Source organism: Bacteroides sp. DH3716P, assembly GCF_025914115.1.
Classification (GTDB): domain Bacteria; phylum Bacteroidota; class Bacteroidia; order Bacteroidales; family Bacteroidaceae; genus Bacteroides; species Bacteroides ovatus.
This window is the reverse complement of sequence record NZ_CP083673.1, coordinates 4,315,999-4,328,657: the sequence shown is the minus strand read 5'-3', so window position 1 is coordinate 4,328,657 and position 12,659 is coordinate 4,315,999. Positions and strand designations below refer to the sequence as shown.

Genomic DNA, 12,659 nt, shown 5'->3' with positions numbered 1-12,659 from the left:
GGAGGTGTGTCGTAATGCACGATGCACCTCTTTTTTTGTTCATCACTATACAAATCTGTTCACTTTCTTTAAGCTGCGATCTTTTGAAGATTTCTTTGATTTATGTGTTCCCAGCATCTAAAAACAGCAGTTGTAAGCTCATAAAACAGTCTAATCAGCCAGTTCATACCCTTTTTTGTCAGTTTTGCACACATCTTTTTTATATTGAAGGCAATGGCTAGGAAGGCAAAGTCCATGAAGACCTTGTCCTTTCCAAAATGTCGGAAACGTTTGTAGTTCATATTGTTTTTAATTTGTCCGAACACGGCTTCCGGTTCTATGCATCTCTGCCCTCTGTGTTTCAGTCCTTTCTCAGAGCAGAGCAGTTCTTTGGCTCTCCGCTTGTATTGTCTAAGCCTATGATTCAGTTCTATCGTCCTGTTTCCTTTTGCTTTAAAACAGCGGCATCGCAGGGGACAGCCTTCACACCTGACAGCTCTGTACCGTGCATTTTCGTTGACATATCCGGATGCGGTTTTCACATTCCTGGTGCCTATCCTCCGCATCCTTTGCCCCATAGGGCAGATGCAGAAGTCATGTTCTTCATTGTAGTAGAAGTTTTCGGCCTTGAACGGGTCCGGTTTGAATCTCGGCCGCTGCTCCATGTGGAAATAGTTGTACTTTACGTAGGCTTCCATGCCGTTTTCGGACATGAAGCGGTAATTCTCTTCGGAGCCATAGCCGGAATCAGCAACCACCGTATGGGCCATCCGGTCATACCTGTTTGAAAAAGATTGCAGGAAAGGAATCAGGGTCAGTGTATCCGTAGGGTTCGGGAAGAGTGCAAAATCGGTGATGAACTGATTTTCGGTGCCGATTTGAAGGTTGTAACCGGGCTTCGTCTGTCCGTTGCGCATGGCATCCTCCTTCATTCTCATAAAAGTAGCGTCCTTGTCCGTCTTGGAATAGGAATTCCTCTCTTGCAGCGTTTCCAGATGGCAGTCGTATTCCTGCAGTTTGTCCCTGTGTTCTTCCAGTTCCTTCAACTGTTTGCGTTTCTTTTTCAGTTCAGTCTTTTCCTCTTTCGCGGATGGCTCGGAAACCTGTTCCAGTGCATGACGCAATTCTCCTGCCATTTCAGTCAGCATGGCCGGAGTGAACCCAACCTCCTCATTGTTCTCTGATGACTTCTCCCGGGCAATGACATCGTCTATCTGCCCTAACAGGACATGTATCTTCTTCATCAGGCGTTCACGGTTCCGCTCAACCGTTTTTCGCCAGACGAAAGTGTACTTGTTGGCTTTGGATTCGATCTTTGTCCCGTCAATGTATTCCACATTCAGGCTGATGAAGCCTTTGGAAGAGAGAAGAACTACGGTTTGCGTAAACACCTCGTTGATTTCCTTCTTCACCCGGTTGCGGAAACGGTTGATGGTAATGAAATCCGGTTTCTCATATCCGGCCAGCCAGATATAATGGATGTCACGGTGAAGGAGCTTTTCAATTTTCCGGCAGGAGTAGATGTTGTTCATATAGGCATACAGAATGACCTTGAGCATCATCCTGGGGTGGTAAGGGCTGCGCCCGCATTCCTTATACAGCTTTCTGAAACTTTCAAGATTCAAGCCCTCAACCAGGGCGTCAACCATGCGCACCGGATCGTTTTCTGCAATATCCTCATCAATTCTTTGAGGAAAAAGAACGGTTTGGTTGGGATTGTAAGGACGAAAATGTATCTTTGTCATAGTGAAATTCTTATGCCTAAAGATACAAAATCTTTAGGTAATAACAAAGCCCCAGCTTGTGAAAGTCGGGGCTTTGTGCGTAAAAAACAGAAGGTGTGCATTTNAAAATCTTTAGGTAATAACAAAGCCCCAGCTTGTGAAAGTCGGGGCTTTGTGCGTAAAAAACAGAAGGTGTGCATTTTGACACACCTTCGAAATCGTTAAAAAAAGACTTGTTAGACAGTCCCTAAAATTCTTTATTGAGTTACCTATACCCTAACTCTTATAAGAGTCTACGCAAAAATATCACTCCGTAAAATATAACCTATTACATCTCCTTTATGTACATTGGCACCTTGCTGTGCACATATCTCCACAACCCTTCCGGTAAATCCGGTCAGAATCTTTTCATATTCTCCCCACGGGGTAGAAAGATAACAAAAAACTTCGTCATGCTGATATTTACGTCCGATGAATGGAGCAATGGATGGTCCCTCTACGGAAACTTCCCAAAGTACCTGCCCGTTATCAGGAGCAATGACCGGGTCTGCCTTGGCGCGCTTCAATTTCTTAATTTCCTCTTCCGAATATCCGTTCTTTGCCATTGCCGCATCCTTAGCATGTTGCAACTCTTCCTCAAAACGCTTTTTGGCAACCCCGGACTTATAATCACGGTACTGGCGATCGTGCATGGCCAGTTCGAAAAGCTCCTCGTCATCCTCTCCATATTCCCAGCCATTTTCATCCATTTCCTTTCGATATTCATCCAAAGCATCCGGATAATTCAACTGCGGGTCGGTATCAACAAATTCATATCCTTTAGATTTCGCCAACTCTATAATCTCCGGAGCGAGCTTACCCGGAAGACGTCCACTTTTACCCAGAATCATATCCCAAGTGTGGTTATCTATCATTGTCCAGCGATCTTCTCCTTTTACCTGCTGCATAAGATTCATTAATGCAACATTCTTCACATACTGGCTGAAAGGAGTCACCAAAGGAGGATAACCCAGCTTAGGCCATACATATTCCACTTCATCAAAAAGCATCACAAGCAAATCATCCAGACTAAGTTCCGGCTCATTCTTACTCCTTAATATCATATTGATACCGGAATGTACTCCTTTCAAGTCTGCCATCATGGAACCCATCATACCACCCGGCAAACCACACTTCAGTAGAAGTGAAGACATGTATTTATTGGTAGGATCCATAAAATAACCCAGAAAATCATCAATGAATTCTTGCGTCATGGCACGAGCTTTCATATATGCTTTCATATTTATGTCGGGAACCTGGAAACCTAAATCTTTCAACATAGCCTGCACAGAGATTACGTCCGGATGCACTTTGCCCCAAGACATCGGTTCCATAGCTACATCAATGATGTCCGCACCATTTTCACAAACTTCAAGAATAGAAGCCATAGACAATCCTGGTCCGCTATGACCATGATATTGAACCAATATATCCGGATGTTTCTCCTTGATAGTCCTGACCAATTCTCCTAACATACCCGGACGACCGATACCCGCCATATCCTTCAAGCATATTTCAGGTGCACCGGCCTCAATCAGTTGATCGGCAATTCGGGCATAATACTCAACAGTGTGTACGGGAGAATAGGTGATACAAAGAGTTGCCTGCGGAATCATACCTGCTTCCAAAGCATATTTAATAGAAGGAATGATATTTCTTGTTTCGTTCAGTCCACAGAAAATGCGTGTGATGTCCACTCCTTGCGCATGCTTGACTTTATACATCAATTTACGTACGTCTGCCGGAACCGGATACATGCGCAACGCATTCAATCCGCGATCGAGCATATGCGTTTGAATACCCGCTTCTTTAAAAGGTGCGGTAAAAGCACGGACAGCCTTATTAGGATTTTCGCCGTACAACAGATTCACTTGCTCAAAAGCACCGCCATTCGTTTCAACTCTGGCAAAACAGCCCATCTCAATAATCAAAGGAGCGATACGGACAAGCTGATCAACCCGAGGTTGATATTTACCGGAAGATTGCCACATGTCCCGATAAACAAGACTGAATTTAATTTCCTTTTTCATCATAGCCAATAATAAGTGATTTTTTCTTCGGTTAACTTCACATATACAAATATAAAGGTTTAAACTGACATATAGTCAAACAATCACCTTAAAAAATAGATATAAAGAGATGTTTAATATCATAATGCAATAAAACCACCTCTATATAGATCCATTCACTATAAATAACAAATCAAATTGTTTTATGTTCGTACATATATCATTCCTTTAAGATTGCCAAATACTTCATCACCTTCATTCAAGGTATAAACAAACCAAGATAACCATCAGGCATAATCCACTTGTCAAAGGCTTTATTATACTCAAACTTACTATTACAATAATTAATATAAGATGCAATATTGACTGAATCATTAAAATAAAGATTTCATCATTTTTTATTGTTATTACTCTAGTAAATAATGGTATTAGTGAGAACCTAAAATCGTAAATTGTAAAGCACAAATACACAGCAACATACAAGTATATATTTTCCTTTAAAAGGAACACCTCGTTGGTTTTAAAGGAACGATGCCTTGGTTTTAAACCAACGGGGTGTTCCTTTTAAACCAACAAAGCACTTATTTTAAGTCTCATTTCACGAGCCCTTCGAATGACTATGAAAACATATTCAAGAAGGCTTGCATTTCTCTCCATTATTTACCATAAATGTGCCATATTTTATCCACTAGAAGTACGTCGTGTCCGATAACAGTGAAAATCAGTGAAAGAATTTAAAAGAGAAACAAATACAACAGAATTATTTGGAAAGAATCAGTTGAACGCTTACATTTGTCATGTGATTTTTTTCATAGTATTAGATTTAAGGTTAACAAAGGTTGGAGCAAGGCGTTGCTCCTTTTTTTATGTCTATATGTGAGATTAGTTCATGTGAGTTAATTCAATAATTGGTACATTCCTCCTGCCAATACACGAATCACCCCTTTCATTTCCAGTTCAAACAGTAGGGCAGTCATCTTATTTACGGGAATATCTGCTTCTACCACAAGAGAATTGATTTGCAGATTTCCCAGTTTCTCCAAAATAGCAACTATCTTCTGCTCTTCTTCAGACAATTCGATAAAAAGACTACGTTGCACACTTACCTTTTCCGAAAGAGTCATCGGTATATTCCAGCCCATAGCCTGCACAAAATCTTCGGCAGATAATAACAGGGATGCTTTATTATCCCTAATCAACCGATTGCATCCTTTTGAATATTCATCACTCATGCGACCGGGGAAAGCGAAACAATCGCGATGATAACCTTCAGCAAGTTCGGCCGTAATCAATGAACCTCCCTTTTCTGCCGACTCAATGACGATGGTAGCATCACACATACCGGCAACAATACGGTTTCGACTGATAAAATTATGGCGATCGGGATTCGTTCCGGACAGAAATTCGGTCAGTAATCCCCCTTTTTCAAGCATGTCAACAGCTGTTTTCCGATGGACATGAGGATAAATACGATCCAGCCCATGAGCTAAAACACCTACTGTAGGTAATTCATTAGCCAAAGCTTCACGATGCGCATGAATATCGATTCCATAAGCAAGGCCGCTAACTACAAGCACATCAGGACAAAGTGCCTTCAGATCCCGCAGAAAAGAGGCGCAGATTTGTGTCCCATAATCAGTAGCATTACGGGTTCCTACCATATTCAGGATATGAAGGGAATTTAGATCAGCATTTCCTTTAAAGAAAAGAACGACAGGAGCATCTTCACATTCCCGCAAACGGGAAGGATAAGCCTCATCATGAAAGGACAGACAGGAGATCCGATTCTTCCGGATAAATTCATATTCTTGTTCAGCGCGGAGCACAGCTTGCGGACAATCCAATGCCTCTATCACCCGTTGACTTACTTCTGGAATACGTTCCGGTATTTCTTTGCGCAGACGGAAGACATCAACGGCATTACCCATTCCATCTATCAAATGTTTTGCTCCTATGTGCCCGATACCGGGCACCATTGTCAGAGCAATACTATAAATTTGTTCTTCTTCGGAGCTGTTCATTTCAGGTAGGGCGCAAAGACATTATCGAACAATTCGCTGTCACTTAAACGTCCGTTTACCACACATACCGTCTCAACAGTGGATTTCACTACTACTTTATTATCATTCTTACGGAAGATATCCTGATAAAACACATATTTGATACCTTCCTTTTTCATATATAGTTTCGATACAAACTCATCTCCGCTTTTCAATGGAGTCTTGAATGCCATACTAATACGTGCCACTACCGGATCGACTCCCTGCTCATGAAGTGCAGCAAAACTGACACCCACCGACGTCAGAAACTCGTGACGGGTATGTTCCAGATAGTGCTGATAATTGGCATTATTGACAATACCTTGAAGGTCACATTCGTAATCGCGAACCTTCATGTCCAATTCATAGATATAGTTCATTTAAATTGAGAATTGAGAATTAAAAGTTGAGAAATAACAGTTAGCCTCTTTTTTGCTCAATATCGAGTCCTTTGAACTTCTTCAATTCTTCGGTCGATACCAGTTTATACAGTTTGTCACTGGGACGTATCTTATCCGATTTCATGGAGAAATGCTGTCCCTTTTTCACTGTTTGCACAGATTCCAAGTCAACACGGGCTTCTTCCAAAGTCATAAATAGGGCACCGGTAGTCGGCCCTGTAATGAGAAGCTTATCGCCTACACTTACTTCAGCAGCTTCTACCAGGAATTCGGAAACTCCGATATTGGAGAAGTATTTGATACCTTTACCTACATAAATCTTACGTTCCGTAGCTGCCGAACCATAATTCCTGGTCCATTCGCCCAAACGCTGTCCCAAGTAATATCCATCCCAGAAGCCACGGTTGAATACGGTTTTCAGGCGTTCATCCCAAGCCGCAATCTTTTCATCGGTGAATGTTCCATCCAAATAAGCCTTGATAGCTTCTTTGTAACATTCAACCACCGTACGTACATATTCAGGTCCACGGGCACGGCCTTCAATCTTGAATACACGTACACCGGCATCCAACATTTTATTCATAAAATGGATGGTCTTCAAGTCTTTGGGAGACATGATATATTCGTTATCAATATCCAGTTCCACATCCGTTTCCTTATCACGAACCGTGTAAGAACGACGACATACCTGCATACAAGCACCGCGATTGGCCGAATGATTCATCTCATGTAAAGAGAGATAGCATTTACCCGATACTGCCATACAAAGCGCGCCGTGGCAGAACATTTCGATACGAAGTTGTTCGCCGCTCGGACCACAAATATGTTCTTCCTGTATCTGACGATAAATCTCGGCCACCTGTTCCAGATTCAACTCACGGGCCAATACTACCACATCTGCAAATTGCGCGTAGAATTTCAAAGCCTCCGCATTGGAGATATTCAACTGGGTGGAAAGATGCACCTCCTGCCCTATCTGACGGGCATAATTCATCACTGCCACATCAGCTGCAATTACCGCAGAAATTCCTGCTTCCTTGGCCGCATCGACAATGGTATGCATCAGAGGGATATCTTTATCATAGATAATCGTGTTGACCGTCAGATAACTCTTCATCCCGTGTTCATCACACGTACGGGCTATTTCCCGCAAATCATCAATCGTGAATGTATTAGCCGAACGGGCACGCATATTCAGGTTTTCTATACCGAAATAGATAGAATCGGCACCTGCCTGAATGGCCGCAGCAAGAGATTCGCGCGAACCCACAGGAGCCATTACTTCAAAATCTTTCAAACTAAGACTCATAGAATATATTACTTATTTGTATCAGTTAAGCAAATGAATGCGTACAAAGGTAGGCTTTTTTCCGTATTTTTGCAGCGAAAACAAGAAGTTACTTCAATCATAAACAGTAAATAAGCAGATTCATATATGAAAATAGCCCATATAGATTTAGGAAAACACCCCATCTTACTTGCCCCGATGGAGGATGTAACCGATCCGGCTTTCCGTCTGATGTGCAAGAAATTCGGAGCAGACATGGTGTACACCGAGTTTGTATCGAGTGATGCACTGATACGTGCTGTCAGCAAGACTGCACAGAAACTAAGTATCAGTGACGCAGAACGTCCTGTCGCCATCCAGATATACGGGAAAGATACAGAGACAATGGTGGAAGCTGCCAAGATTGTAGAGCAGGCACAACCTGACATTCTGGATATAAACTTCGGATGTCCGGTGAAAAGAGTCGCCGGAAAAGGTGCAGGAGCAGGTATGCTACAAAATATCCCCAAGATGCTGGAGATCACCCGTGCTGTCGTAGATGCGGTGAAAATACCCGTAACAGTGAAGACTCGTTTGGGATGGGATGCAAACAATAAAGTAATTGTAGAATTAGCGGAACAATTGCAAGATTGTGGCATAGCCGCATTGACTATACATGGCCGTACCCGCGCACAAATGTATACCGGAGAGGCGGATTGGACACTGATAGGCGAAGTGAAGAATAATCCGAGAATGCATATTCCCATTATCGGCAATGGAGACGTGACCAGTCCTCAACGCTGTAAGGAGTGTTTTGACCGTTATGGAGTAGATGCTGTGATGATCGGTCGCGCCAGCTTCGGTCGTCCATGGATATTCAAGGAAGTAAAACACTATTTAGAGACAGGTGAAGAATTACCTCCACTTAGTTTTGAATGGTGTATGGAAGTACTTCGTCAGGAAGTGGTAGACAGCGTTAATCTGCTCGATGAGCGTAGAGGTATTTTGCATGTACGCCGTCATCTGGCCGCAAGCCCTCTATTCAAGGGAATCCCTAACTTCCGCAACACACGTATTGCGATGTTACGGGCAGAAACAAAAGAAGAGCTTTTCCGGATATTTGATGAAATCACTTCCCAACGCAAAGAAAATCCGGAAATTTAAATCAGCACCTATTATATCTATTCTTCAGGAACTTGTACTTGTTCCTGAAGAATAACATGATCTAATTAAAACGTCAAGGTCTTTGGTTTCTATTTAAACATCGGCTGCGCAAACCACTTTTTGAACATCCAGGTTACGACTACATACAATAGGAATGCAGAGAAGAAACCAACAATGGCATCAATCACATAATGCGCCTGAATATATACGGTAGCCCCACAGAGCAACATATAGAAAGGTATAAGACAGGCAAACAACTTCTTGCTGCCACGCCAAGCCATAATCATCAGAATAGTAGAAATGCCTACATGCGAACTGGGGAATGCCGCCGTAGGACGTTCACCCACTTGCTGCGAGCCTTCCACCAAACTATAAAAAAATCCGTGCTGATAGCCCGGTCCGGGAAGTAACTCCTGATTATGATTGAAATAATCACCGATAGCAGGAAAAATACCTTTAGATACATTATCAATACCAATGGCAGGAAAATAGAATTGAGGGCCTGCAACAGGAACGAATATATAAATCAGATAGTAAATAAAGAAAGAAGTGACAAGCACAAAAGACATCTTTTCGAACCACTCAAATTTATAAATGAAATAGAATAGAGCCACAATCAGCATCATCGGATAATAAAAGAAATATCCCATATTGAATGCCTCGCTGACTATAAGATGTGGAAACGTATGGCAGAACCAAATAGCAGGCTGACCATTGAAAATAAACTGTTCGGCAGTTGCAAATACATGATCCAAATTCGGAAAGAAACGATTGAACTCGAAAGTATCCGGATACCAGTAAGACAGCAGACTCATCTGAATGACAATACGCACAAACGCCGAAAATTTACAGGGAGCAAGACGATAAAGATACATCAATAAAAAAGTCATAGCCGCGATCATAGCCCTATCCAGCAACATGTGCCATGGATGATCCATCCGCTGAAACAGGAACAGAATCAATATGGAAGTCAACAGATTATAAATCAATGTAATCTTTTCCACAGCAAACAACCCTTTCCGGGTTTCTACGCGCTTAAATAAGTCTAAAGCCATCCTTCATTTTTATACCAGGCAATGGTTTCCCGAACTCCCTTTTCCAAATCATATTCGGGCACATACCCCAGTTCATCCATTACCGGGGTTATATCGCATTGCCAGTTGCGTTGTTTCATTATCTTATATTTATCCGAATTCAGGGTACTGCTCCTCCCGGAACGTGTAGCAATGAATTCAGCGAACAAAGATATAACTTTTAGCACAATTAATGGACATTTCAAGTGAAGAACAAACGGATTACCCAATTCTTTTTGTATCAGATCCGAAAAGGCACGGCTTTTATAAACTTTCCCGTCTGTCAAAAAATACGCCTTACGAACTACTTTTTTCTCTATTCCCAGGAAAATAGCCTGCACAATGTCTTTTACATACACAAAGGTCAAGTCCTGACGACGGAAACCTACCGAGAAATCAACGTGTTTCCGGATAGACTTTGCCATCAGATAGTAATCAGCTTCACGAGGTCCATAGACTCCTGTAGGACGATAAATGACATAAGGGAAACCGGGCATACTCTGAATATACAACTCCGCTTTCAGTTTGCTCAATCCATAAGCAGTATTGGGTACCGCAGGGTCGTCCGCTTTTATCGGAGTATAGTCCTTCTCACGTACAGGTCCGAACACACTCAATGTACTGATATAGATAAACTGTTTCGGAACCATATTCAGCTCCTTCAACGTATCGATAAAATATTTGGTCTGAAGATAATTTACATAGTCAAAAGAGTGCTTGTCGGGGCACTTTGTAACACCGGCACAATGAATGATATAATCAAATTTGTTGTAAGTGCCTTTATGCCCGGAGAGTTGGGCACGAAGTTCATTAGGGTGCGCAAAATCCAGTTCCAGAAAGTGGATTTTCCGGTTTTTCAAATACCGCTTGCTACTCGTAGAACGAATCCCGGCCCACACACCAAACTTTCGCTTCAACGCTTCCTCCACGATGAAACTGCCGATAAAACCACTCGCGCCTGTAATTAAAATACTCTCCATTATTACTTTTCAGGTCCTACATGAATATTAATTGAAAAAATATGATGCCACAAAGATACGATAAATATAAAATAAAAGCCATTTTGCTTTTCTCAATTATTATTTGTTTATTTGCAACGCGATTTATTTACTATTCAACACTTTTAAAGCACGTGGAAGATAAGGCCGATTTTGATTTTCTTTTTAAAGAGTACTATCCTCAACTTTATTATTATGCATTTCACCTGATTAATAATATGGAGGCTAGCAAGGATATCGTAAGCGACGCCTTCGAATTTATTTGGGCCAATTATGCAAAAATAGATAAAGCCACGGCTAAATCTTATCTATACATTTACGTTCGCAACAAAAGCATTGACTTCCTGCGACATCAGAATATACATGAACAGTATGTACAAATCTATTCCGAACTGACCAAAAGTTATGTTGAAACGGAATATCTGGAGCAGGATGAAAGAATGATGCATATCAGCAAGGCAATGGAAAAACTGACTCCACATACCAGGCATATTTTAGAAGAATGTTATATTCAACGCAAGAAATATCAGGAAGTGGCAGAAGAATTAAATATCAGTGTCAGTGCAGTCAGGAAGCATATTGTGAAAGCATTACAGGTGATACGTGAAGAATGTGCAAAAAAATCATAAATCAGGTATCTTTATTTTATGATTAAACGTAATATAAATAAGTATGATACAGTCAAACAGTGATGAATAAAGATATTGACAATATAAATAATACAGATGAATCTGTAGAGAAGGCGCTCGACATCATGGAGAGTTCTTCAGAGATAAACGACGAACAGCTGCAGGAGATGCTTAAAGATAAAGAAGTCCTGCAAGCTTGTCGCGACATCATGGATAGTAGTCTTTTCCTACAACAAAAAGGAGGAATAGAGCTTCCTAATGTAGAAATGGAATTGGAGCGATTTAAGAAAAAACAACATTCAACACGAATGCGTTCCAATCTCTGGAAGATAACTATCGGAATAGCCGCCATGATTACCGTTCTATTCGGGAGTTACTATTTAATTAATAGCCTGACAACCCCTGCACTCGAACCAATCACTGTATTCACTGCTGATACTACTCCCCAACATATTGTTTTGCAAAAAGATGACGGAGAAAAAGTTGTGTTAGACGAACCGCAGTCAAACAATCAAGTCCTGCCTAAAACCGCCATTGCAAAGTCTGAAAAGAAAGAGCTGGATTATAGGCAAGTCATCTCAACAACTACACAGACACATGTACTTACCGTACCACGAGGTGAAAGTTTCAAAGTGGTATTATGTGACGGCACAGAAGTCTGGCTGAATGCTAATAGTAATTTTGTTTACCCTACAGCCTTTATTGGCAACGAGCGTATCGTTACTTTAGAAGGCGAAGCTTATTTCAAGGTGGCCAAAGACGCCAAGCATCCCTTTATTGTAAAAACCAAGTCAGTCCAAACCCGCGTTCTCGGCACGGAATTCAATATACGTAGCTATACTCCCGAAGATACTCATGTAGTACTTATTAACGGGAAAGTAGAAGTAAGTAACACAAAAGGAGGATCATATACCCGACTATATCCGGGAGAAGACGCCCACCTGCAATCTGATGGAAATTTCGTTCTAACAGAAGTAGACTTAGACTCTTACGTCTATTGGAAGGACGGCTATTTCTATTTTGACAATATTACATTGAAAGATATTATGCAAAACTTAGGACGCTGGTACAATGTAAACATAGAATTCAGAAACAAAGAAGCAATGACGTATAAAATGCACTTCATATCCGATCGCACTAAAGATTTAGAGCATACAATCTCATTGCTTAATAGAATGAAAAAAGTCACTGTCACCTTGCAAGGCAATACGCTTACCATAGACTAGGTTTTTATTGCATAAGTATAACAAATCTATGCAATAAACAACAAAATATCACTTTTATTAAAAAATAAATCGCAAAAGGGGTATCCATTTTCTTTTCTCATACGCATTAGT

10 protein-coding genes are annotated in these 12,659 nt (G+C 41.3%); 3 read left to right on the top strand and 7 right to left on the bottom strand.

All coding sequences use genetic code 11. From position 1 onward, the window contains the following. Nucleotides 1-68: 68 nt before the first annotated feature. From KQP79_RS16210 to KQP79_RS16190, 5 genes are all read right to left on the bottom strand, one after another. A complete protein-coding gene (locus KQP79_RS16210) occupies nt 69-1,724 on the bottom strand; it encodes an IS1182 family transposase (protein WP_004312012.1) in 1,656 nt (551 codons plus the stop codon). Between the two features lie 272 nt (nt 1,725-1,996). Next, on the bottom strand, nt 1,997-3,772 hold the full coding sequence (locus KQP79_RS16205) for an oxaloacetate decarboxylase (RefSeq protein WP_061447876.1): 1,776 nt from the start codon (nt 3,770-3,772) through the stop codon (nt 1,997-1,999). An 875-nt stretch (nt 3,773-4,647) separates the two neighbouring features. After that, entirely contained in the window at nt 4,648-5,772 is a 1,125-nt protein-coding gene (gene dprA / locus KQP79_RS16200) for a DNA-processing protein DprA (RefSeq protein ID WP_015531849.1), read from the bottom strand. Beyond that, nucleotides 5,769-6,170, bottom strand: a complete 402-nt coding sequence (locus KQP79_RS16195; RefSeq protein ID WP_004317026.1) for an acyl-CoA thioesterase — start codon at nt 6,168-6,170, stop codon at nt 5,769-5,771. The genes dprA and KQP79_RS16195 overlap by 4 nt, the downstream gene beginning before the upstream one ends. Before the next feature lie 40 nt (nt 6,171-6,210). Next, the gene (locus KQP79_RS16190) at nt 6,211-7,500 is read right to left on the bottom strand and encodes a peptidase U32 family protein (RefSeq protein ID WP_008643938.1); all 1,290 of its coding nucleotides are present in this window, start codon (nt 7,498-7,500) and stop codon (nt 6,211-6,213) included. Between the two features lie 126 nt (nt 7,501-7,626). On the opposite strand from KQP79_RS16190, the gene dusB reads away from it, so the two are divergent. Continuing rightward, a complete protein-coding gene (gene dusB / locus KQP79_RS16185; RefSeq protein ID WP_004317023.1) occupies nt 7,627-8,622 on the top strand; it encodes a tRNA dihydrouridine synthase DusB in 996 nt (331 codons plus the stop codon). Between the two features lie 89 nt (nt 8,623-8,711). On the opposite strand, the gene KQP79_RS16180 is transcribed toward dusB, so the two are convergent. Both KQP79_RS16180 and KQP79_RS16175 read right to left on the bottom strand, forming a co-directional pair. After that, nucleotides 8,712-9,677, bottom strand: coding sequence for a phosphatase PAP2 family protein (locus tag KQP79_RS16180; RefSeq protein WP_004302696.1), 966 nt, complete (start codon nt 9,675-9,677; stop codon nt 8,712-8,714). Beyond that, entirely contained in the window at nt 9,668-10,675 is a 1,008-nt protein-coding gene (locus KQP79_RS16175; protein ID WP_008643933.1) for an NAD-dependent epimerase/dehydratase family protein, read from the bottom strand. The genes KQP79_RS16180 and KQP79_RS16175 overlap by 10 nt, the downstream gene beginning before the upstream one ends. Before the next feature lie 44 nt (nt 10,676-10,719). Here KQP79_RS16175 and KQP79_RS16170 point away from each other — a divergent pair, with 44 nt between their 5' ends. Together KQP79_RS16170 and KQP79_RS16165 are read left to right on the top strand one after the other, a co-directional pair. After that, nucleotides 10,720-11,322, top strand: coding sequence for an RNA polymerase sigma-70 factor (locus tag KQP79_RS16170; protein ID WP_004317021.1), 603 nt, complete (start codon nt 10,720-10,722; stop codon nt 11,320-11,322). A gap of 62 nt (nt 11,323-11,384) precedes the next feature. Further along, nucleotides 11,385-12,548: a FecR family protein gene (locus tag KQP79_RS16165; protein ID WP_008643931.1), complete on the top strand. Its 1,164-nt coding sequence runs from the start codon at nt 11,385-11,387 to the stop codon at nt 12,546-12,548. Nucleotides 12,549-12,659 lie beyond the last annotated feature (111 nt).